Below are 22,222 nucleotides of genomic sequence, written 5' to 3'. Positions count from 1 at the left end.
CCTTGTTTAAAAAATCAACATTGTTCTTTAAAATGCGCTATTTTTTAATAAGTTTTTCTGATTGTAAAAGCGCTGGATTTTGTTTTCGGTTTTTCGGTGGGGGATGTTGTATTGATTCAATAATTCCTCGAAAATCTTTTGTCCAAGTTGTTCGTTTTCCACTTCGTATTCTAATTCATAGTCTTCTTTGTTTAAATAAAGACTGTGATCGAGAACGAGAATGCCACTTTTATAGTTCATTTCTGCTCTATTTGTTTTAAGCGACCCAAAATAACTAAGTTTCGAAAACACGATATCCATTTTTGAAATAATCTCTTTGATTGCCCCTGATGGAAGCTTTCCTTCCTGGATAGCAAGGGTTGCCTCCGCTTCCGTAAGATTTTGTGTTGTTTCTAGCAAGCCGATATTTGCCGGTTGTTTTAATGTCATTTCAAATTGCTGGCCCTTTTGGCGAATTCGTAAAGCGGACTGTTCATTCTTCAAGGCAAAATCTTTAGTATCAAAATAATGATTTTCCTGTGTAATCAATTTGCTTTCAACGGTGGTGAATTTTATTAAAAGAAGTTCATATTCTTCCTTGGTCAGCATATTTTTAAATTCTATTTCAATGTTTTGAAACATCCTCTACATTCCTTCCACGTAAGTTTCTTTTCTAATCATAACACGACTGCAATTTCTGGGAGAAATGGTTCGACTATGCTAAAATAGGGATGTGAAAATGGAGGTTAGATCATGAAAAAAAAATTAACAGCAATGAATGGAAAGATTACCGAGAATCAGATCACGTTTACCGTAGGTGAAGCCATCACTTATTTACGGCCCGCAGAACAAATTCTTGTTGACTCCGATCAGATTTCCTTTATTTATTTAATGGAAGATCAAGAGGACTACTCTTATATTGCATTCCCTGAAGAGACATGGGAGCTTTTAAAAACAGCAGTAAAGAACAAACTATCTGTATGGCTTTCCTTTAACAATGAACAGGTAGAATTATCCCAGTTTACAGAAGAGCTTGATTATATCATCAGTAATATTAGAGGAAACGGAAACTATGGGGATCAAATGGTTTCGAAGGTTGAGGAGAATTTTTAAAAGTTGTTTGGGGTGAGATCATGAACCACTGGGATAAATTTTTAGCTCCATATAAACAAGCAGTGGAAGAACTCAAGATTAAATTAAAAGGAATGCGCGGGCAGTTTGAACTTGACTCCAACCACTCGCCCATTGAATTTGTAACAGGTAGAGTAAAACCGATTGCCAGTATTTTAGATAAAGCATCCCAAAAGGGAATTGCCCTTGATCAATTAGAGGAAGAGATGCAGGATATAGCCGGTTTGCGCATGATGTGTCAGTTTGTCGATGATATACATACTGTTGTGAATTTATTAAGAAATCGAAATGATCTTGAAATTGTTGAGGAAAGAGATTATATCTCTCATAAAAAAACAAGCGGCTACCGGTCCTATCATGTGGTCATCCGTTACCCCGTGCAAACCATCCATGGGGAAAAAAAAATCCTGGCGGAAATCCAAATTAGGACATTAGCAATGAATTTTTGGGCGACGATTGAACATTCATTGAACTATAAATATAAAGGAATGTTTCCTGCTGATATTCATATGCGGCTGAAAAGAGCCGCGGAGGCTGCTTTTCGCCTTGATGAGGAAATGTCATTAATCCGAGGCGAAATACAGGAAGCACAAGCGTTTTTTACAAGAAAAAAAGAATTAAAGCAGGAAGAAAAGAATTAAAAACCGGTAAGGAGCGGGTTGAATGAAATTTGCGATTACTTCAAAAGGAGATCAAAAATCAAACATTCTGATGCACAAAATGAGAACCTATTTACTTGATTTTGATCTTGTATATGATGAAGACCAACCGGATATTGTTGTATCCATTGGCGGTGATGGTACATTGCTGTATGCTTTTCACCGGTATAGCAGCCGATTAGATAAAACTGCTTTTGTCGGAATTCATACCGGTCACCTTGGGTTTTATGCAGATTGGATTCCGGATGAAATTGAAAAGCTTGTAATTGCGATTGCTAAAACTCCTTATCAGGTGGTTGAATATCCTCTTTTAGAGGTCATCATTCGTTATAAGCATGCAGGACAGGAATCCAGATACCTTGCGTTAAACGAATCAACGGTAAAGGGCGTTGAGGGTACGCTTGTCATGGATGTTGAGATTCGTGGTGCGCATTTTGAACGATTCCGCGGGGATGGTCTATGTGTGTCCACACCTTCTGGAAGTACGGCCTATAACAAAGCACTAGGTGGGGCAATTATCCACCCATCGATTTCAGCCATTCAGGTTGCTGAGATGGCTTCCATTAATAACAAAGTTTTCCGGACAGTTGGCTCCCCACTAATTCTGCCTGCCCATCATACCTGTATGCTAAAGCCTGTAAACCATTCAGATTTTCAGGTAACGATTGATCATCTTACCCTGCTTCACAAAGATGTTAAATCGATTCAGTTTAGAGTGCCGGATGAAAAAATCCGTTTTGCCCGCTTTCGGCCGTTTCCGTTTTGGAAGAGAGTACACGATTCCTTTATTTCGGATTAATCTGCTGGAGGAAAGAAAATGTCTTCACAATTTGAACTTAATTGGGTAATTGATAAAAGAGATGCAGACAGGCAGGTTAAAGATTTTTTAAAGGATGAGGAAATTTCCCGGACTGCCTTAACAGATATTAAATTTAAGGGCGGAAGGATTCTTGTTAATCAAGTAGAAGTAAATGTGCGATACAAGTTACAAAAAGATGATGTACTTTCATTAATATTTCCTAAAGAAAAACCCGGTGAAGGTGTACTCGGGGAAGATTTACCCCTTGATATTGTGTTTGAAGATGAATACCTCCTTGTCGTAGTAAAACCTGCAGGTATGAGCACAATTCCTTCGAGAGAGCACCCAAAAGGAAGCCTTGCTAATGCCTTAGTGGGGTATTACCAGCGGATTGGATTAGAAGCAACCTCACACATTGTTACTCGGCTGGACCGGGATACATCGGGAATTGTCTTAATTGCTAAATACCGCCATGTTCATCATCTTTTTAGTAAGGATCAGCTAGTAGGCAAAGTAAGAAGAACGTATGAAGCATTTGCGGGCGGGACATTGGAGGATGATGAAGGGACGATTGAAAAACCAATTGGCAGGAAAGAGGATAGTATTATTGAAAGAGAAGTCCGTTCAGATGGCCAATATGCTTGTACCCATTATAAAGTATTGAAAAGACATAAAGCTTTTACCCATGCAGAGTTGCAGCTCGAAACGGGGAGAACGCATCAAATTAGGGTACATATGTCTTCGATTGGGCATCCCTTACTCGGAGATGATTTATACGGGGGAGAAACGACGTTGCTTAAACGGCAGGCATTGCATTGTAAAAAAGTAACATTTATTCACCCTCTTTTAAAGAAGGAAATGACGTTTACAGCTAAACTTCCAGATGATATGCAAGAACTTTTACAGGCTGACCGCTAATTCACATACTCAGTGTCAGCCTGTTTCGTTTTTAGTTATAATTACTCATTTTCAATCAAATTGCTTAAACTTTTCTTCTACATATGGCATAGTAGAATCCACAGAAATGATTTCCATTTCCGGATACCTCAGAGCAGTCAGTTTACCACCAAAAACAGCACCGGTATCAATATTATATGTATGGTTAATGATTCTTGCGTCCTTTACAGGTGTGTGGCCATAGACAATGCAGGCTTCGCCCTGATAAGCTTTTGCCCAATCTCGTCTAACTGGTGATCCATCCGGGTGCTTTTCACCGGTAATATCTCCGTAAAGAACAAATGTCTTAACCTTTGATCCGGATTTTCCTATCATTTCTTTCTTAATTCCAGCATGGGCAATAATAAGTTTTTTTTCGTCTAAAACTAAATAAAGCGGTGCATTTTCATAAAGGTCCATAAATTTTTTTCGAATTGATTTTTGAGCACGTTTGTCTAATACTTCATATTCTGCTACTGTTGTTTCTAAACCATGGGCGATTTGAACACGATTTCCAACAAAGAAACGGTACAATTTATTACAATGGTTTCCAGGAGTGTAATAAGCCTTTTGCTGCTCAATGACTAAGTTCCATACAATGTCAATCACTTTTAAGGACTCTGGGCCTCGATCGGTTAAGTCACCAACAAAACCAAGAACTCGTTTTTGGGGATGAAGCGGAATCCCGCTTTCCCAATTATAGCCAAGTTTAGTCGTCAGGTCTTCGAATTCCTTAAAGCAGCCATGAATATCACCAATAATATCTATTTTCATGGTATGAAGCCCCCTTTACCTTTCTATTTTTCGTTATTTTACTTTTTTTATTTTTGAGAGGAGGAATTAATTTGGCACAGCATGCGTCGGTTCTTTCTTTATTAATTGTTGTCACAATGGCATTTTTGACACCAATTATTCTGCATCGGCTTAAATTGAATTTTATCCCAGTAGTGGTTGCCGAAATTATTATGGGGTTAATCATCGGGAAAAGCGGCTTCAATGTCGTTCATCAAGATATGTGGCTTTCGACTTTATCCACCTTGGGATTTATCTTTCTGATGTTTTTAAGCGGTTTGGAAATTGATTTTACTGTATTTTCAAAAGGAAAGAAAAGAGAAATTCTTCCGAATGGAAAAAGAGAGCCGAATTCTTTTGCTGTCTCAACAGTTATTTTCATCGGGATTTTCATTTTTTCTTTAGTCTTATCATTTGTTTTTGTCATGCTGGACTTTATTCATAATGGATTCTTGATGACTCTAATTATTTCAACGATTTCATTAGGTGTAGTTGTGCCGACCCTAAAGGAAGGTAACATGATGAAAACGGTAATTGGCCAAATCATTCTGCTTATCGCAGTTATTGCTGATTTGGTTACGATGATTCTTCTGGCAGTCTTTGTCTCACTTTATGATAAAGGACATGGGAACACATGGCTGCTATTAATTTTATTTGCCGCAGGTGTTGGACTTTATTTTGTAGGAAAGCGATTTAAAAGCCGTTCTTTTGTCAAAGCGCTGGAAACGGGGACTTCCCAAATAGGCACAAGGGCTGTGTTTACGCTTATTATCGTCTTAGTGGGGTTATCTGAAACGGTTGGAGCGGAAAATATATTAGGAGCATTCCTTGCAGGCGTTCTTGTTTCACTATTGGCTCCGAATCAAGAGCTAGTTCATAAGCTTGATTCCTTTGGGTATGGTTTTTTAATCCCGATATTTTTCGTTGAGGTAGGGGTAAAACTTGATATTTGGTCCCTTTTTAGTGAAAAAAAGCTATTGCTGTTAATACCGCTTTTATTGATTGGACTGCTGCTATCAAAGCTTATTCCTGTTTATCTATTAAAGATTTGGTACGATACAAAGACAGTTTTGGCCTCAGGATTTCTCTTAACCTCCACCCTATCCCTAGTTATTGCAGCAGCTACAATTGGGGAGAGAATGAAGGTTATAACGGAACAAATGAGTGGAACACTAATTCTGGTGGCAGTTATTACGTCAATTTTTACTCCAATGGTTTTCAAAAAGCTTTTTCCAAAAGAAGTGGTTGCAAATCGAAAGGTCAGTGTATCTTTCCTGGGAGCCAACCAAATTACATTGCCAGTTTCAAGGGAATTAAAATCAGGTCTTTATGATCCAGTTCTGTACCATACAAAAATTGAGAAATCGGAAAAGCAGATTGCGAATTCTCTATTTGATATTGTTGAAATTCCGGACTTTTCGCTCGAAACGATTGGCCAAACGAAGATATATCAATCAGAAGTGGTAGTTATTTCCACGGGTGATGAAGAAATAAATGCCACGTTGTCAGTTGCTGTGAAGGAAAAAGGAGTTCCAAGGGTAATTGCCAGAATTGAAAGTCCTGATCTTGAAGAACACTTGAAGGAACATAATATTGAAATATTTTCGGTGTTTAAATCAACTAATGCCCTGCTTCGCTCTTTAATTGAATCACCGCGAGTGATTAACATTTTGACCAATCAAGAGATGGCACTGTATGAAATTGCCATGGTAAACGAGCAATTTGATGGGATGTCGTTAAGGAGATTTCCGTTTACAGGCGATATCATTTTTGTCAGGATTTTCAGAGGGAATGAGTCGATTGTGCCTCATGGTGACACAGAGCTGCAGGTAAACGACCGTTTAATTGTGACTGGATCCAAGGAATACGTTGACCAATTGAAAAGGGAGCTTGAATTTTGTGAGCATTGCTAAAAATCAACTAGATATGTACATACTTTCGAATATAGTGTAAAATTAGTACCAAGTGCTAATAACTTGTGTTAAATATAGGAGGAATAAATACATGTTTTCACTAAACGGAAAAACATTTGTAGTCATGGGTGTTGCCAATAAACGCAGTATTGCTTGGGGGATTGCCCGCTCTCTTCACAATGCAGGTGCAAGATTAATTTTCACCTATGTAGGGGAAAGAATCGAAAGCAGCGTCCGTGAATTAGCGGATTCTCTAGAAGCAGAAGGTACACTTGTATTACCATGTGACGTAACAAGTGATGAAGATATTGCAAAGTGCTTTGCAACGATTAAAGAAGAAGTGGGAACCATTCATGGAATCGCTCATTGTATTGCTTTTGCCAAAACAGAAGAATTAAAAGGTGAATTTGTAAATACATCCAGAGATGGATTCTTGCTTGCTCAAAATATCAGTTCTTTCTCCTTAACTGCTGTTGCCAAAGAAGCACGCGGTTTAATGACAGAAGGTGGAAGTGTTGTGACCTTAACCTATCTTGGCGGTGAACGTGCGATTCAAAACTATAATGTTATGGGTGTTGCAAAAGCCTCTCTTGATGCAAGTGTCCGTTATTTAGCTTCTGACCTAGGTAAGGATGGGATTCGCGTAAACTCCATTTCTGCAGGGCCGATCAGAACCTTATCTGCAAAAGCAATTGGTGAATTTAATTCAATCCTTAAGGAAATTGAAGAAAAGGCTCCATTGCGCAGAACGACAACTCCAGAAGAGGTTGGCGACACAGCCGTATTTTTATTTAGTGATCTTTCTCGTGGAATTACTGGTGAAAACATCCACGTTGACTCTGGTTACCACATTCTTTAATGAATAAACCCGCATTTTTGCGGGTTTTTTTATTTTGAATTTTAGATTAGAAGTGAACGAGTATGGGCATCGAGCATACATATAAAGTGAAGGACTTTGTATTGGAGGTGCTCAAGGTTTATGACAGAAAAGAAAAACCAAGGTCCATTACTTTATATTTACCAGCCTTTTTCAAAAACTCCTTCTATCAAAATGCAGGAAGTGTATTCAACTAAACAAGAAAAAACGCTTCCTATAGAAGAAAACAAACAAAAAGGCGAATCCAAAAGGAATTCTTTAAAGGAGGAATCGAACAAGGAGATTGTACCAATTGAGGTAACAATGTCAGAAAAAAAGGCTGCTGACAAAAAGGAGAAAAGTGACAAGCAAAGATATTCCTTTAAAAAGGTTAAAAGCTTTAAGGAAATGAACATGAAGGAACGTTTAAGGTATTTAGTGGATTTTCCAAAGGCTCTTCCTCCTGTACCGTGTGTATTTTATACAGTAGATAAAAATTATCAGGGGTATTTACAGGATTATCGGGGGCAGGAAATTACCATTCAATTCCATGATCAAACAACTAAAACGATTCCAGTGGCTGACTTAAAAGATGTCATCATGATTGGAATAAAAAATTAAACAATAAAAAAAGCCAGCCGTTATCGACTGGCTACTTTTATTAGTTACAAATTCCTAAGTTAACATCAGCGATACATTGTACTGCACAGAAGCATTTTAAATCAACTGTTACGCAGTCATTGCTTGCACGGAAACGGTCCACTTGGCAAACTCTTGAAAGGTCAACATTACCATTATTAACAAGGTTCACCGGAACAAAGTTTCCGCTTTCTCTGCGTCCAGGGATTAGAACACGAAGTGTTGCACAGCAGTTGTCAAATACATCTTCCACCCTGAAGAAGATTGACACACACGCATTATTTTCACCGTTAAAGAATGCATGGAATGGATTACCTTTTGCATCACTTAAAACAAACACACGTGTATCTACTGGTTCTCTTCTTGTAGGTGAAACTAATGAGCCAAGTGGTTCAGTAAAACAACTTGAACACTCCGCACACTCATTTTCAACAGCATTATCTTGTATATCTTTAATCGCACGAACTACTTCGCACACACAGCTGTCACCGTGAAAATCGTTATGATTATTTCCACAACCCATTTATTTTTCCTCCTTAAATCCGTGATATATATCTTACATTACTAACATATTTCACAGGGGCCTTTTGGGTTACGGACAATTGCCTTTTTTAAGAAAATTAGGCTAGTTCACTATATCAAGGAAAGGAAGGACAAATTTGTTTATGGATATTAGTCTTTTACAATTCACTATTTTGGGGCTAGCGGCCTTTCGGCTGACAAGATTATTGGTATTTGATAAAATTACAGAATTTCTCCGCAATCCTTTTTTTACGGAGGTGGTCGAAGAGAATGACCAGGGGGAAATGGAAGTATATTATGTGCCGAAAGAGACCCCCATCAAAAGATTCTTTGGGGAGCTTCTAAGCTGTTATTGGTGTACAGGAATTTGGTCATCCATCGCATTGGTCCTGTTACATTATGTTAATTCTGCTCTGTATGAGCCCGTGGTTTTGATTTTAGCGATTGCAGGACTGTCGTCCATTTTGGAAACCATCGTTCAAAATTGGCTTCAAAAGTAAAGGAAAAATGGTTATTTATAGAGACAAGATTTCATTTCATCACATATTCTAAAACATAATGTTACTGCAATGGGGTGGAGAGAACAGTGAATAAGCAAAATAAAAACAATCAAGGCTCAAGCCAAACCTTTAAAGAATCAAAGCGGATTAAAAAAAGTGGCTGTGGATGCGGGAAAAAGACACAGAAATAACAGAAAACACTGCTCGGGAACACCGGCAGTGTTTTTTTATCTTTAAAATAATCTTATCTGTCATAATTTTGGTTCAGGTCGAAAAAACTATAGGATAACAAGATTCTTACTAATGGACAAGGGAAGGAACTAAAAAATGATTTACTTTCAACGACTTATCCTACTTTCATGTGTATGTCTTTTAGTATCCTGCAACGGGAACCAAAAGGGAAAGGATAGCCAATTGGCTCTGATAAAAACAACCAATCCCAATCCGATTATGACCGATCGAGATAAAAAAACAACACGTGTTCAAAAAATTGAAAAGGCAGTCAGTTCTTTTCCAGAAATCTATGATGCGGCAGTCATCAAAGGAACAAAAGAAACACTTGTTGTTTATAAGGTTAAGCATATGCACCGCTTCAAAATGAAAAAAATCGAAAAAAACCTTACCGAATTCTTAGAAAAGAGATTTCCAAAAGAGGATATCACCGTTTCGAGTGATTATAAAATTTTCCTTGAAGCGGTTCGATTAAATGAGCGAATAGAAAGCAAGAAATTTTCAGAAAAAGATGCTGAAAAAAGGCTGCGTGAAATCATTAAAATGACAAAAGATATGACATAGAAGGGAGACATTGGAATGGCAAGCAAACAAAAAAATTTAACTCCACAGCAACAAAACTATCAACAACTGCAGCAAAAGCATGAGTTTAAACGGCCAGTTTTAAAAAATTGCTTGAAGGCTTTTTTCGTCGGCGGCTTGATATGTGTAATTGGTCAGGCTGTTAGTTACTTTTACATATATTTTTTCAATTTTACAGAGCAGACAGCTGGAAACCCAACTGTCGCAACAATGGTATTCTTTTCGATGCTTTTAACTGGTTTTGGAGTCTACGACCGTCTAGGTCAATTTGCTGGAGCAGGAAGCGCGGTACCGGTAACAGGATTCGGCAATGCGGTGATTTCTGCATCAATTGAGCATCGAACGGAAGGGTTTGTTTTAGGAGTCGGCGGAAATATGTTTAAACTGGCTGGGTCTGTTATTTTGTTTGGTGTCTTTTCGGCTTTTGTTGTCGCGCTCATTAAAACGTTACTGGTAATGTGGGGGGTTTTGTAATTGTTAAAAGGGCATCAATCTTGGGTATTTGCAAACCGGCCAATGATTATGGCCACGGGTGTATCAGGTGGCCCATTTGAGGCGAATGGGAATTTAGCGAATGATTTTGATCTATTACATGAAGACTTGTGGATGGGACAGGAAACATACGAAAAAGCACATCGGGTTTTGCTGGAGGAATCAATCAAGATGGCTCTGCAAAAAGCAAATGTTCATAAGGAGGAGGTTCAATTTTTATTTGCGGGTGACCTGATTAATCAAATAACACCGACAAGCTTTGCAGCAAGGTCGATGCAAATCCCTTATTTCGGTCTCTTTGGAGCCTGTTCCACATCCATGGAAGGATTAGCACTTGCTTCTTTTGTAATTAATAATCAAGGAGCGAAATATATTCTCACAGGGGCTTCGAGTCACAATTCAGCTGTTGAAAAGCAGTTCCGCTACCCAACGGAGTATGGCGGGCAAAAGCCGCCAACAGCACAATGGACGGTTACAGGGGCAGGTGTAGCATTGATGGCAGCCAATGATTCATCGAAGAATCAGCCTGTGACGATCTCCGCAACAATTGGCAAGGTAATTGACATGGGGTTAACAGATCCGTTTAATATGGGGGGAGCGATGGCCCCTGCCGCTGCGGATACGATTATGGCCCATTTTCGGGATTTACAATTGGATCCATCCTTTTATGATCTTATCATCACCGGTGATTTAGGGAGAGTCGGCCATGATACGGCTTTTGAATTAATCAATAAAAGCGGCTTAAAGCTGGAGCGAAAACAATTCCAGGACTGCGGCTTACTTATATACAAAAAAGATCAGCCTGTTCAATCCGGGGCAAGCGGTGCAGGCTGTTCAGCAACTGTTTTATATGGACATTTACTAAACCAAATGAAAAAAGGTGTTTACAAACGAATTTTAGTCGTAGCCACAGGTGCTTTGTTATCACCGTTAAGTTTCCAACAAAATGAATCTATTCCCTGCATTGCGCATGCCGTTGCTATTGAAATGAATGGGGAAAAGGGGTGATAAAATGCTTGCCATGTTTTTTTGGGCGTTCGTAGTTGGTGGAATTATTTGTGTGATTGGACAATTATTATTCGATGTGGCCAAACTAACACCGGGTCATACTTTAAGTTTACTGGTCTGCATAGGTTCTGTATTGGATGGGTTCGGCCTTTATGAGCCATTAATTGATTTTGCTGGAGCAGGGGCAACCATTCCAATCACGAGCTTCGGTAACTCTTTGGTACACGGGGCGCTTCAAGAGGCAGAAGCACATGGAATTGTAGGGGTTTTAACAGGGATGTTTGAAGTAACCAGCTCCGGAATTTCCGCTGCCATTATTTTTGGATTTATTGGAGCGCTCATATTTAGACCAAAAGGGTAGAAGCGTAGGAGCAGGACAATACTCCATTTTTTACTGCCAGTATTCGAAAAAAGGACGCTGCCTATACACTTTTTACAGTATTCTCATATGTTATAAGTGAGATTACTAAAGTGAGGTGACTAGGTCTATGTGCTTCGGATACGGATACGGCGGCTACGGCTATGGCGGCGGTTTCTACGGAGGTTCAACTTTCGTTTTAATCGTTGTATTATTTATCCTATTGATCATTGTAGGAACAAGCTTCATTGTCTAAGATTTTCTGATTTGCATTAAGGAAGAGGGCTGGCTATAAGGATGGCCAGCCTTTTCTTTGTTTTATGAACCTTTTTGACCTTCTTTCATACTATAAAGTAGTTGTTATGAAGGAGTGAGAATATAACATGGATAATGGGTTCTTTAAAAACATAGAAAAGAAAACTGGCGTGAACATGAAAGATATCTTTGAATTAGCGAATTCTTTGCAAAATGCAAATTTTAGGGATGAAAAAACAGTCCGGAATGTAATTAAAAGAGTGTCTCAAATTGCCAATAAACCAGTACCTCAGGAATTAGAAGATCAAATTGTTAAATCGATTATAAACGATGGAAAATCGCTTGATTTTAATACCATTGCAAATATGATGAATAATAAAAAATAAAGACAAAGGCCACTTTCCTATAAGGAAGTGGGCCTTTGTCTTCTTTTGATTAATGGTGCCAAAAAACGTGAGCGATTTGCTTTTTTGCCTCTACGGTTACTTGGAACAGAGATGTAAAGCTGTTCCTTTGCACGTGTCATCGCAACGTAAAATAATCTTCTTTCTTCTTCTAATGCTGAATAGTCACCGTTCCGGTAGCTCTCTAAGGCAAAATCATGCGGCAGGCTTCCATCCACAGCACCAAGAACATAAACGGTTTGATACTCGAGTCCCTTTGCTCGATGAATCGTACTTAAAGTAATGGCCTCAGTAAAATGCTTACTTAAATTTTTGATTTCCTTATTCATCGCAGACATATGTTCTGCATGAGCCAATAAGGCTTCAATTGTACTAAAATTTTTCGCTGCTACTTTCAGGTCCTTAATATCATCCGAACCTTTCTCCAACATATTTGATTCATTTCCCCGCTTCTTTAGGAAATCCAGAAATCCAATATCCTTTTCAATCATTTCAATGGCTGTAAGCGGGGCCATTTGCTTTAATGTCCGGATGGTGGGGACTGCTTTTTTTAATTTTTTTTCCTGAAAGGCATGCGCCGTTTTATAATAGGATAGGGCCTCTAAATAACTACAATCCTGGAGGATACTCATTGCTTTTAAGTCTCTTAAAACTGATTGTTTTAAGAACAAAAAGGGCAATATATCAGACAAAGCAGATTGGTCATCTTCATTCAAGCTTAATCTTAAGAAGGAGAGGAGGCTTTTTACAATCCTTCGGTCGTAAAAAGCCTCTACATCCTGCTCAATCCGAAAGGGAAGATTTGAACTGGCTAACCGTTCAAACACGGCACGTGCACCTGCGTTCGTCCGGTAAAGTATTGCAAAATCGGAAGGCTTCGCACCCTGTGTGATTTTTTCCTGTACATCTGTCACAATCATCGTTGCCTCTTCCTCTTCATCGTTAGGGAAAAATAAAGTGGGAGCTACTCCAGTCGAGTATTGGGCTTTCATTTTCTTCAGTCTTCTTATTTTATTAGCGGCAATCATTTGATTAGCTGCTGTAACAATTTCATGTGAAGAGCGATAATTTTCTTCAAGGGTAATTACTTTTGCATAAGGGAAATCTTTTTCAAATTCAAGTAAATAACTAGGATCACTGCCTCGAAAAGAATAGATCGCCTGATCGTCATCTCCGACAGCGCAGACATTTTTATGTTTTCCCGCTAGCAATTTAATCAGTTCGTATTGCACCTTGTTGATATCTTGAAATTCATCAATAAGGAAATATTGAAATCGATTTTGATATTGTTCAAGTAATTCAGGTGTGGAGCTTAACAGCTGATAACAGCCAATGAGCATATCATCAAAATCAAATAATTGTTCCCTTTCCTTATATTCCTCATATTTTTTATAAAGGAAAAGCGCCTTTTCTTCCCATTCCGATGTAGGTCTAATATCGTTTGGAAAAAGAAGTGAGTTTTTCCAGAAGCCGATTTGCTGAAGGGCTATATCATAGGCAAACTCTTTTTCCGACAATTCTATCTCTTTCCCGGCATCCTTGAGAATTCTATCCCGCTGCCAATCTTTCTTTAAAAGGCGGTCTGAAGTCCATTTATCCCTGGAATGGAACATAAGAATTCGATAAAAAATGCTGTGGAAGGTGCCGGTAACGAGTTTATTTATGGCTTCTCTTTTCATTTGCGGATAGGAAAGTAAGCGGCTTTTCATTTCACTTGCAGCTTTGGAAGTGAAGGTAACCAGCATAATGTTTCGCGGGTCAATCTTTTTGACCTCTAACATAAAGGCTGTTCTCGCTGTTAACACCCTTGTTTTACCACTCCCGGCGCCGGCAAGAACCAATAATGCCCCGTCTGTTTCTGAGACCGCTGCTGCCTGTGCCTCATCAAGAACGACATCCGATTTTGCTAACTGTTGTAAGTAAGGAGATTGGTATTCTATCGAGTTTACTGCATTTTTCTGAAAGGGAGTCTGTGCTTCAAGGACTTTTGCTGTTTTGAAGACTTGGACGGATTTAGGTGTCTCCAGGATTGTTCTGCCTTTTGGAAGACGGAAGCCATCCACTTCTTTATGGCTTTGGTTGGTTTCTTCGTTCCTTTCCTGAACGACTGGTTCCGGGCAATCCGGAATGGTTGAATGAGTATGCGAAAAATGAGGTGATTCCTGAATGCCAAGAATTAAGCGAACACTCTCACGGCAAACGGGACAAACTAACTCACCATTTTTCCCCGCTAAATATATTTTTTGATATTCATCCCGATCTAATTGATCGAGTATAATCGTTTGGTTTTGGTATAGCACAGTTTTCATAGTTTTTCCTCTGTCTCTTAAAAATAAAGCAACATGTTTAATCATAACAAAACCCTGAAGTAACAAAAAGGCTTGAAAAATAGAAAAGTGGTGTATGGTTTGCCAGTGTATATGAAAAAGAGGTGGGACGGTAAAAGGATTGGGGTTACCTTTACCGTATGCAGGAAAAAAGAGAGGTAGCGGGAACTAAGCGGGGTACATAGTGCCCGTGAAGAAGCAAAAAGAGTGGAACGGGCAATATGAAACGGATAAATTACAAAAAATAGTCGAGTGAATGGGCAAAGCTGATAAATAATAGGTAGAAAAATAGAAAAGCACCTCCAAACAAAATAAAAAACCGAGTATAAAATCTAAAAGATTTTACACCCGGTTATTTTAAATTAAATCTTTTTCACCATCGTTTTATGGGGGATTCCCGCATCCATGAATTCTTCGGAAACAACTTCATAGCCCAATCCACCATAAAAAGGAATTGCGTATGTCTGAGAATTCAGCTTTAATTTTTGAATCCCCATTTTCCGTGCATAGTCTTCGATCCCATTCATAATCGTTTTTCCTGCACCAGTACCTCTAGCCTGTTTCATTATGCAAATACGTTCAACTTTTCCAAACCCATCCACTAGGCGAAAACGGCCGGCCCCAATTGGCGAGCCTTCATGATACAGCACAAAATGAGTTGCTTCTTCCTCGTGCTGATCAATCTCTTCCGCCTCAGGGACATTTTGCTCGTCGATGAATACAGTTCTTCTTACAGAAAAAGCATCTTCTAATTCTTTTTCATTCTCAACAATCTTTACAGTCACTTTTTATTGATCCCTTCCAAGACGAAATGTTTCATATACAGTCCAAGAACCATTTTCTAATTGATAAAGAAGATGGAACCGGTCAATCTTTTCCTCATGATCAAATTTCTTCATACGCAATGAACCGTAAATATCTGAGTGCTCATCATTTGAAAGTTTTTGACCAAGCGTAATATGTGGAACAAATTTATATTCAGGGGCTTCTTGATTTAGTTCATGATTAATTTCAACATGCAAATCGTTTAATTCAACAGTTGGCTCAACCTTTAAATAGATGACATTGTTTACAGGCTGAAAAGAACTTACTTTGGTTGTTTTGATCGAGAATGGATAGTGGTTACCGGCAATTTTTCGCAATTTATCGGCAACTTGTTTAGCATCATCCTCAGTAGCTTCAAAAGCATTTTTTAATGTTATATGTGGAGTAATTAAAGAATAATGCGGGTCATAACGTTTACGATAGGAATTTACTAAATCTTGAAGAGTTTTAGATGGAAAAATAACAACACCAAATTTCATATGTATACCTCCGTTAGTCAATTTTTCCTATATAAAAATAGGATTCCAAAATGAAAATATTATTCATAAATAATTATAGCAAATTTTCAAAAAATATAAAATTACTTTGCCTCACTATGTGTAATAAGCTAAAACATCATTGTAAGAGCACGTCTTAAATCAGGTTGCCAGTATTTCCAAGTGTGGTTTCCATCAAATTCCTCATAAAAATATGAAAATGGCTTGTCTTTCATCACTTTTGAAAGTTCTCGATTTGGCTCAATGAAATTACTCACTTTTCCATCGGTAGTGGGTACCTCTGTTTCCTGGTTTCCAACCACATGATAGACCTCCAAAAGCTGCGGTTCAGAACAGCTGCGGACCCTTTCAAGGACCTGTTCGTTAACTAATGGTGATTGCAATAATACTTTCCCAAAGGTATGAGGGTATTGAAGCGCTGTCAAAAATGAGACGGTTGCACCAAGTGAGTCGCCAATCAAGGCCCTTGTGGTTCCGATTTGATATGTCGGGAATTCGTTTTCGATAAAAGGAACTAATTCATGAGCAAGGAAACGTATGTATTGTTTGTTTTGGTCACCCTCTGGATGGTATTTTCTGCGGCGGTCCTCTACATTTTTATAGGGTATCCCAATCATGATTAAATTTTCAATTTTACGCTCAAAAAGTAATTCGTCTGCCAACCGTCCAATTCTCCCCAGTTGAAAATAGTCCTTTCCATCTTGTGCAATTAAAAGGGAATATTTATAAAGGGGTGAGAAATTTGCCGGTAAATAGACAAGAAGCTGCATTTCTTCTCCAAGTTCTAAACTTTGAAAGGTAAGTTCTTTAATTGTGCCTTTTGGATAATTCATTGATGATACCTCCAATTTTAAACTGTACAAATGCATTCTAACATAAAGATAGTTGAATTGTTTATTGGAAAGAGGGGATGGCTGAGCAGAAATAGTGGGATGAAAAGTGAGATTATGTGAGAGGGGTGGTACGAAAAGTTTGGGGCCATCCTCAAGATTAAGACTAATGGAGATATCGATGCTTAGAGCGAGCATCTGGCATAATGGATAAAATATTTTCCCGGCGAAAAGTCCGAACCTGTTTGCGAAGCAGGCAATAGGCCAGAATGTATTCATCATTGATTTCCTTCACAATTAATTTTCTCTGGGATAGTTGTTGATTTTCTGAAAGATAAATCATTTCTAACGGCAGATGTTCTTCGATTGAACGATATAGAAGACCTTCCATGTAAATTCACACCTTTCTTTTTAATATAGTATTATTATATCCGAACATTCGTTCTTTATTCAATATATTTTAGAACATACGTTCTTATGAATTATTTCCAATTTGTATTCAAAAAATACAAAAAGATATTGACTTTTTTTGCTACATAATTATAATTAATATTGTACTTAACTATTATGATCTGTTAGCTCAGCTGGGAGAGCGCAACCTTGACAGGGTTGAGGTCACAGGTTCGATCCCTGTACAGGTCATCATAACAGAACCTTGATAATGTTGAATTATCAAGGTTTTTTCGTTGTTACAGGTTATTAAGATATAGTAATACAGATTAGTTGGTGGCAGATTGGTGGCAAAAAATAAACCCGCTTTAATTGCGGGCTGTTATACTTTATTCTTAATATTTGGCTGAAAAAATTGATCAAAAGTGTTTGCTGCTGCTTCATCTGCACTGTCCAATCCATGTCCGTACAAAGCCATAGTAAGACATATGGATGTGTTGGTGGATGCAGACCAACAAAAACAAAAATATAACCATTTGTTGCTATAGGGGTTCTATTTTTATTCTAAAAAAAGCAGGTGAAACCTCACCTGTCCTTTTTACCCTGTTTATATATAATTATTTCAAGTGCCTTCTACAGGTTCTATAGTAATCCTCAACTTTTTGGCTACATAACCAGTTGTACTTGCTTGGATCAGTATGGTGACTAAGATGGCAATAAACGTTATAGAAGCAATTTGGTTAGCGTAATCAACTTTTGCAGCAACAATCATCCCTGACAGAGCGGCAGGAATAACTCCTGTTTCCCGAACCCAGAACATAAACAAAATTTCATTCATTTTCCATTTTGCCTTCCGGTCTGGTAAAGTACAAAGAAGGACCGCAAGTGGTCTAGCAATAAACATAAAGACAAGCACAACCAAAATTCCTTGTATCCAATACTGGCCTAAGATCCGAAAATCTACCTGGGTTCCTAACAGCATAAAAATAAGGGTTCTCATAATTAAGGTTAGGGGACTGGAAAAGGCAAAAACCGTTGAGTTGGTTTCTTCTGCAATATGTAACCTAAAAAGTTGTGGGTTTCCTGAGATAAGACCCGCAGTGAATGTAGCCATAAAGCCGCTGGCTTGAATAAATCCTGCTGCTAAATAAGAGCTTATGGATACAAGCAAGCTAACCACAATGCTGTATTTTTTTAAAAAGCCAAAGCGTTGTTCTGAGGTTAACAGAATACCGATAAAACCAATCACTGCTCCAACTAATATTCCACCACCAGCTTCTCGAAAAAAACTCCATATGATTGAAGAAATGGATAATTCTGTATGTCCTATTATAACCCCAAGTAAGGTAAACGTTAAAATAGATCCTGTTGCATCGTTAAAAGCGGACTCACTTTCAACTGTTCGTCTTACCTTCTCTTGAATGGCTATTTGTTTAAATACCGGCATCAAAGTGGCCGGATCTGTGGATGCAATAACTGAAGCTAGAAGCAGGGCGTAAAGAATGGGTATATCTAATAAATAGAAAGCGGTAACAGCCACAACGGCAGCCGTAATGATCACTCCTAATATAGATAGAAGAGAAATCGTAACCCAAACTTTTTTAAGTACTGAAAAGTGTATTGCAATGCCTCCTTCAAACAGAATTAATATCGATCCCAATACAATGATAAATTGGTAGGAAACAGAGTCATTGGGAACTGTAATCAAATTGAAAACGGATGGTCCAATTAAAATCCCTACAATCATAAACAGGGCTACGTCGGGAATTTTAATTCTTTCGGAAAGTTTAATAGCGATTAATCCAAAAAGAAAAACCATGGTGATCATGTATAGTTCACGTTGAACAAAATGCATTACACTTGCTTCCATGTGATCTCTCCGTTCTCTTTTTGTTTTTCATGATTATAGGTTGTTCCTTATGCAGTTCATCTATGAATACATTTAATTAAATTTGAACGAATACCAAAATCATGAGTAATTTAAAGAAAATGTTGAATTTTATTAGAAAAATGAGCAAATGATAGGTTATTTAATAAAATATACCTCTTTACAGCTTTTTCAAATGGAGCTAAAATGACCTCATATTGAACATCTAATTAAATAGTTCGGCCTAATTTCGACATTTGGGAACGGAGGAACCAATTTTTGGGGGTTAATTCTAATACTGTAGAAAGGATGAGAATATTCTCTTTCGCCATCCTACCCGTCAGCTAACTTCGTCGGCTAAAGCGAAGGAGGTCTGTGACCGCCTATTCAGGGGGCTTTTTTGTTTCATTGGACAAATTGAAGCATAGGAGCAGCTTGAAGTTAAAATAGGTGTTTTTTTGTGCCTATTTTTGAGAAAGATACATGGGAGACGGAACACTAAGAGAGCAAAGTTGCTGGCTATGTGTTAAGTAGACCAATGTTACTTTTTGCCTATGTAATGGAAGAACATTTTTTTTGCTGTCTGTTAATTCAGATTTATGCCGGGAATATGGTTTTGTTCCATCTTGGGAAAAAGTAAGTATTGGTCTATTTTTTTGTGAATAAATACAAAACGGGTGATGATACGGATGTTGAATGGCTATATGATGAAAATGAATCTAGTTGTACCAAAAGCAACTATCCAGCTTGACAAAAAAGTTTATGGGGTTGGTACTAATATAAACGGTTCCATTGAGCTTAAGGGTGGTCTTATTAAAAATAAAGTGAAAAGGTATGATATTGATTTAATTAAAAAAGATCCAAATTCTCATGAAGAAGAAACTATCAATAGCCATACGGTTTTATTTTCTTATTCTAGTTTACCTGATAAATCAGAAACCATTCCTTTTACATTTTATATCCCTGAGAGTATTCGAAAAGATAGGGGATCTCTTCTTTATACTTTAATAATAAGGATTGTTTTAGCCAACTCTAAAAGTATTACACAATGCCTTCCAATTATGATCAATAATGAAAATGGTTTTAAAGAAATGGATGTGGCATATTAAATCCACCTGTGGGTGGCTTTTTTTTTGAATAATTGATTAAGAAAATATTACATGAGACATCTATAATTTTCCTTGGCTAATTTGTGAATGACAGCAGATTTTAAAGATAAATCAAGTAATAAAATTCAGAATGTACATATACAAACTGGAACCAACTTATTGAGTGGTATTTTTTATTGGATTACATTAATTAGTTTTAGGAGATACAGCAGGAGGTTTTAAGATGCAAAAACAATATGCAGTCATTGGAATGGGTAGGTTTGGCTCAAGTGTTGCTGCCGCCTTATTTAAAGAAGGAAATGAAGTACTAGCTATTGATAAAAAGGAAGAAAACATTGAGGATAATCAGGACTCCGTTACACATGCAGTTATAGGGGATACGACCGATGTATCGACCCTAAAAAATGTAGGGATACGAAATTTTGATACTGTCATTGTAGCGATTGGCGATGATCTTCAAGCAAGTATTTTATCCGTTCTCCTACTTAAAGAATTAGGAGTTAAGCATGTTGTGGCAAAGGCTATAAATAAAAGTCATGGACAAGTTTTGGATAAAGTAGGAGCGGATCGTGTAATTTATCCTGAGAAAGACATGGGAGAAAGGCTTGCACATCAGTTAATGTCATCTCCAAACGTTTTAAATTTCATTGAACTGGCAGATGACTATAGTATTGAAGAAATTAAAGTACCTGCAAGTATGAATGGACAAAACCTCCGCGAAATCAATATGAGGGCAAATTATAATATAACCGTCATCGGTATAAAAAATAAAAATAAAATTGATATCTTGCCAAATCCGGAAACCCCGCTAAAATCGGATGACATCTTGATTGTAATTGGAGAAAATGAAGACTTACAGAAATTCTCCCATATCAGTTAATTAAATTAATATCAAAACGCATAAAGCAATTTTGAAAAGGTTAGTGGAAAAATTTAATAAAGGGGGATAAAAGGTGGGTTCCTTTAAACGAAAAGGTAATCTAATTAAATTACATCCAGCCCAAATTCTTGTTATAGGGTTTGGCAGTCTTATTTTAGTAGGGACTCTGCTATTAATGCTTCCATTTTCCACTGTGGAAGAAGGAAGCGGTCTTAACTTTATTGACGCTTTGTTTGAGGCAACATCTGCTGTGTGTGTAACAGGATTAGCAGTTGTGGATACGGGAACAACATTTACATTATTTGGTCAAATCGTTCTTCTTTTCTTAATCCAGTTCGGCGGATGGGGATTCATGACAATTGGTATATTTATGTTTATCATCTTAGGAAAGAAAATAGGACTAAAAGAGAGGTTGCTATTACAGGATTCATTAAATGTATTAACGCTATCAGGGGTTGTGAAGCTTGTTTTGCGAATTATTAAAATAACATTGATTGTTGAAACAATTGGTGCTGTTATTTTAGCCATTCGCTGGTCTTTTGAAATGCCATTGGGCAAGGCCATTTATTATGGTATCTTTCATTCCATTTCTGCATTTAATAATGCTGGTTTTGGCCTCGAACCTGATAGTTTGAGTAAATGGGTGGGGGACCCAACTATAAATTTAGTCATTACTTTTTTATTTATGATTGGCGGTATTGGTTTTACTGTAATAATGGATACTTGGCAAAAGAAATCATTTCGAAAATTATCCCTGCATTCTAAAGTAGCTTTACTAATGACCTTTATTCTTATCATATTAGGTACAATGATCATTTTTGCATCTGAGTTTCACAATCCTGCAACTATTGGAAAGCTTAGCTTAGGGGATAAATTATGGGCATCTTATTTTCAAGGGGTAGTGCCTCGCACAGCAGGTTTTAATACCATTGATTATGGAGAAATGACTTTATCATCTCAGGTGTTTACAATGGTTTTAATGTTCATTGGGGCATCGTCTGGTTCCACAGGCGGAGGAATCAAAGTAACAACCTTTGCTATTATCCTTCTTGCTTTTTGGACCGTTCTTACAAATCAAGATAATGTAAATATATTTAAAAGGAGAATTCCTTGGCAATTAGTGAATAAATCATTGTCCATTGCAGTAACTGCTATGATTTTTATTTTTACCATTTTCTTTTTATTAACTTTTACGGAAAAAGCAGATATGAATAAAATCCTTTTCGAAACGATTTCCGCTTTTGGTACAGTTGGTTTATCAGAAGGATTAACAGGAAACCTTTCGCCGCTTGGTAGACTTTTGATTACCTTAATGATGTTTATTGGAAGACTTGGACCGTTAACAATGGCTTTCGCTCTTATGTTAAATAAGAAAGAAGGAAAACTAAAATATGCTGAAGAAAAAATATTAATTGGATAAGTAATTATAAATTAGGCCTTA

General features: G+C 37.6%; 26 protein-coding genes, 1 tRNA gene and 1 riboswitch. Of the genes, 18 read left to right on the top strand and 9 right to left on the bottom strand.

Features of this window, described 5'->3' with window-relative positions:
- Window positions 1–27: 27 nt before the first annotated feature.
- Complete coding sequence (locus E2K98_RS23045) at window positions 28–621, bottom strand: CYTH domain-containing protein (RefSeq protein WP_133338364.1); 594 nt, start codon at window positions 619–621, stop codon at window positions 28–30.
- 111 nt (window positions 622–732) lie between these two features.
- Between E2K98_RS23045 and E2K98_RS23040 the strand changes: the two genes are divergently transcribed.
- The 4 genes from E2K98_RS23040 to E2K98_RS23025 are packed head-to-tail and all read left to right on the top strand — an operon-like array spanning window position 733 to window position 3,486.
- Window positions 733–1,092, top strand: coding sequence for a UPF0738 family protein (locus E2K98_RS23040; RefSeq protein WP_133338362.1), 360 nt, complete (start codon window positions 733–735; stop codon window positions 1,090–1,092).
- A gap of 20 nt (window positions 1,093–1,112) precedes the next feature.
- The gene (locus tag E2K98_RS23035; protein ID WP_133338360.1) at window positions 1,113–1,751 is read left to right on the top strand and encodes a GTP pyrophosphokinase; all 639 of its coding nucleotides are present in this window, start codon (window positions 1,113–1,115) and stop codon (window positions 1,749–1,751) included.
- Between the two features lie 22 nt (window positions 1,752–1,773).
- Window positions 1,774–2,568, top strand: a complete 795-nt coding sequence (locus tag E2K98_RS23030) for an NAD kinase (RefSeq protein WP_133338358.1) — start codon at window positions 1,774–1,776, stop codon at window positions 2,566–2,568.
- A gap of 18 nt (window positions 2,569–2,586) precedes the next feature.
- Window positions 2,587–3,486, top strand: coding sequence for an RluA family pseudouridine synthase (locus E2K98_RS23025; RefSeq protein ID WP_133338356.1), 900 nt, complete (start codon window positions 2,587–2,589; stop codon window positions 3,484–3,486).
- A 51-nt stretch (window positions 3,487–3,537) separates the two neighbouring features.
- On the opposite strand, the gene prpE is transcribed toward E2K98_RS23025, so the two are convergent.
- Window positions 3,538–4,278, bottom strand: a complete 741-nt coding sequence (gene prpE / locus E2K98_RS23020) for a bis(5'-nucleosyl)-tetraphosphatase PrpE (protein WP_133338354.1) — start codon at window positions 4,276–4,278, stop codon at window positions 3,538–3,540.
- 71 nt (window positions 4,279–4,349) lie between these two features.
- Here prpE and E2K98_RS23015 point away from each other — a divergent pair, with 71 nt between their 5' ends.
- The 3 genes from E2K98_RS23015 to E2K98_RS23005 all read left to right on the top strand — a co-directional run bounded on the left by E2K98_RS23015 (window position 4,350) and on the right by E2K98_RS23005 (window position 7,686).
- Window positions 4,350–6,209 carry a monovalent cation:proton antiporter family protein gene (locus E2K98_RS23015; RefSeq protein ID WP_133338352.1) on the top strand — a complete coding sequence of 620 codons (1,860 nt, stop codon included), beginning with the start codon at window positions 4,350–4,352 and terminating at the stop codon, window positions 6,207–6,209.
- Between the two features lie 91 nt (window positions 6,210–6,300).
- Window positions 6,301–7,068, top strand: coding sequence for an enoyl-ACP reductase FabI (fabI, locus tag E2K98_RS23010; RefSeq protein ID WP_133338350.1), 768 nt, complete (start codon window positions 6,301–6,303; stop codon window positions 7,066–7,068).
- A 120-nt stretch (window positions 7,069–7,188) separates the two neighbouring features.
- Complete coding sequence (locus tag E2K98_RS23005) at window positions 7,189–7,686, top strand: CotO family spore coat protein (RefSeq protein ID WP_133338348.1); 498 nt, start codon at window positions 7,189–7,191, stop codon at window positions 7,684–7,686.
- Between the two features lie 40 nt (window positions 7,687–7,726).
- On the opposite strand, the gene E2K98_RS23000 is transcribed toward E2K98_RS23005, so the two are convergent.
- Window positions 7,727–8,227 carry a CotY/CotZ family spore coat protein gene (locus tag E2K98_RS23000; protein WP_026574556.1) on the bottom strand — a complete coding sequence of 167 codons (501 nt, stop codon included), beginning with the start codon at window positions 8,225–8,227 and terminating at the stop codon, window positions 7,727–7,729.
- A gap of 142 nt (window positions 8,228–8,369) precedes the next feature.
- On the opposite strand from E2K98_RS23000, the gene E2K98_RS22995 reads away from it, so the two are divergent.
- The 7 genes from E2K98_RS22995 to E2K98_RS22965 all read left to right on the top strand — a co-directional run bounded on the left by E2K98_RS22995 (window position 8,370) and on the right by E2K98_RS22965 (window position 12,038).
- Window positions 8,370–8,726 carry a DUF1360 domain-containing protein gene (locus E2K98_RS22995; RefSeq protein WP_133338422.1) on the top strand — a complete coding sequence of 119 codons (357 nt, stop codon included), beginning with the start codon at window positions 8,370–8,372 and terminating at the stop codon, window positions 8,724–8,726.
- Between the two features lie 414 nt (window positions 8,727–9,140).
- Window positions 9,141–9,521 carry a YhcN/YlaJ family sporulation lipoprotein gene (locus E2K98_RS22990; protein WP_235824912.1) on the top strand — a complete coding sequence of 127 codons (381 nt, stop codon included), beginning with the start codon at window positions 9,141–9,143 and terminating at the stop codon, window positions 9,519–9,521.
- Window positions 9,522–9,536: 15 nt separating this feature from the next.
- Window positions 9,537–10,013, top strand: a complete 477-nt coding sequence (spoVAC, locus tag E2K98_RS22985) for a stage V sporulation protein AC (RefSeq protein ID WP_133338344.1) — start codon at window positions 9,537–9,539, stop codon at window positions 10,011–10,013.
- Entirely contained in the window at window positions 10,014–11,039 is a 1,026-nt protein-coding gene (spoVAD, locus tag E2K98_RS22980) for a stage V sporulation protein AD (protein WP_133338342.1), read from the top strand.
- 4 nt (window positions 11,040–11,043) lie between these two features.
- The gene (gene spoVAE / locus E2K98_RS22975; RefSeq protein WP_133338340.1) at window positions 11,044–11,400 is read left to right on the top strand and encodes a stage V sporulation protein AE; all 357 of its coding nucleotides are present in this window, start codon (window positions 11,044–11,046) and stop codon (window positions 11,398–11,400) included.
- A gap of 127 nt (window positions 11,401–11,527) precedes the next feature.
- Window positions 11,528–11,653, top strand: a complete 126-nt coding sequence (locus E2K98_RS22970; RefSeq protein ID WP_133338338.1) for a YjcZ family sporulation protein — start codon at window positions 11,528–11,530, stop codon at window positions 11,651–11,653.
- A gap of 127 nt (window positions 11,654–11,780) precedes the next feature.
- The gene (locus tag E2K98_RS22965) at window positions 11,781–12,038 is read left to right on the top strand and encodes a stage VI sporulation protein F (protein ID WP_026574562.1); all 258 of its coding nucleotides are present in this window, start codon (window positions 11,781–11,783) and stop codon (window positions 12,036–12,038) included.
- A gap of 17 nt (window positions 12,039–12,055) precedes the next feature.
- Here E2K98_RS22965 and E2K98_RS22960 read toward each other — a convergent pair whose 3' ends face one another.
- The 5 genes from E2K98_RS22960 to E2K98_RS22940 form a co-directional block, all read right to left on the bottom strand.
- The gene (locus E2K98_RS22960) at window positions 12,056–14,365 is read right to left on the bottom strand and encodes a UvrD-helicase domain-containing protein (protein ID WP_133338336.1); all 2,310 of its coding nucleotides are present in this window, start codon (window positions 14,363–14,365) and stop codon (window positions 12,056–12,058) included.
- A gap of 380 nt (window positions 14,366–14,745) precedes the next feature.
- On the bottom strand, window positions 14,746–15,168 hold the full coding sequence (locus tag E2K98_RS22955; RefSeq protein ID WP_133338334.1) for a GNAT family N-acetyltransferase: 423 nt from the start codon (window positions 15,166–15,168) through the stop codon (window positions 14,746–14,748).
- A gap of 3 nt (window positions 15,169–15,171) precedes the next feature.
- Window positions 15,172–15,687: a YjcG family protein gene (locus tag E2K98_RS22950; protein ID WP_133338332.1), complete on the bottom strand. Its 516-nt coding sequence runs from the start codon at window positions 15,685–15,687 to the stop codon at window positions 15,172–15,174.
- A 128-nt stretch (window positions 15,688–15,815) separates the two neighbouring features.
- A complete protein-coding gene (locus E2K98_RS22945; RefSeq protein ID WP_133338330.1) occupies window positions 15,816–16,538 on the bottom strand; it encodes an alpha/beta hydrolase in 723 nt (240 codons plus the stop codon).
- A gap of 163 nt (window positions 16,539–16,701) precedes the next feature.
- Window positions 16,702–16,926 (bottom strand): WYL domain-containing protein, encoded by a 225-nt coding sequence (locus E2K98_RS22940; protein WP_133338328.1) that lies wholly within the window; start codon window positions 16,924–16,926, stop codon window positions 16,702–16,704.
- Window positions 16,927–17,104: 178 nt separating this feature from the next.
- Here E2K98_RS22940 and E2K98_RS22935 point away from each other — a divergent pair.
- A tRNA-Val gene (locus tag E2K98_RS22935) sits at window positions 17,105–17,177 on the top strand.
- A gap of 370 nt (window positions 17,178–17,547) precedes the next feature.
- Here the strand turns inward: E2K98_RS22935 and E2K98_RS22930 are convergent.
- Window positions 17,548–18,795, bottom strand: a complete 1,248-nt coding sequence (locus E2K98_RS22930; RefSeq protein WP_133338326.1) for a cation:proton antiporter — start codon at window positions 18,793–18,795, stop codon at window positions 17,548–17,550.
- 228 nt (window positions 18,796–19,023) lie between these two features.
- A riboswitch (cyclic di-AMP (ydaO/yuaA leader) is annotated at window positions 19,024–19,166 on the top strand.
- Window positions 19,167–19,481: 315 nt separating this feature from the next.
- Here E2K98_RS22930 and E2K98_RS22925 point away from each other — a divergent pair.
- The 3 genes from E2K98_RS22925 to E2K98_RS22915 all read left to right on the top strand — a co-directional run bounded on the left by E2K98_RS22925 (window position 19,482) and on the right by E2K98_RS22915 (window position 22,201).
- Window positions 19,482–19,901, top strand: coding sequence for a hypothetical protein (locus tag E2K98_RS22925; protein ID WP_133338324.1), 420 nt, complete (start codon window positions 19,482–19,484; stop codon window positions 19,899–19,901).
- Window positions 19,902–20,124: 223 nt separating this feature from the next.
- Window positions 20,125–20,781 carry a potassium channel family protein gene (locus tag E2K98_RS22920; protein ID WP_133338322.1) on the top strand — a complete coding sequence of 219 codons (657 nt, stop codon included), beginning with the start codon at window positions 20,125–20,127 and terminating at the stop codon, window positions 20,779–20,781.
- 73 nt (window positions 20,782–20,854) lie between these two features.
- Window positions 20,855–22,201, top strand: coding sequence for a TrkH family potassium uptake protein (locus tag E2K98_RS22915; RefSeq protein ID WP_133338320.1), 1,347 nt, complete (start codon window positions 20,855–20,857; stop codon window positions 22,199–22,201).
- Window positions 22,202–22,222: the final 21 nt, after the last annotated feature.

Source organism: Bacillus salipaludis (assembly GCF_004358205.1).
The sequence above is the reverse complement of the archived record's forward strand: the minus strand, read 5'-3'. Positions and strand labels throughout refer to the sequence as shown.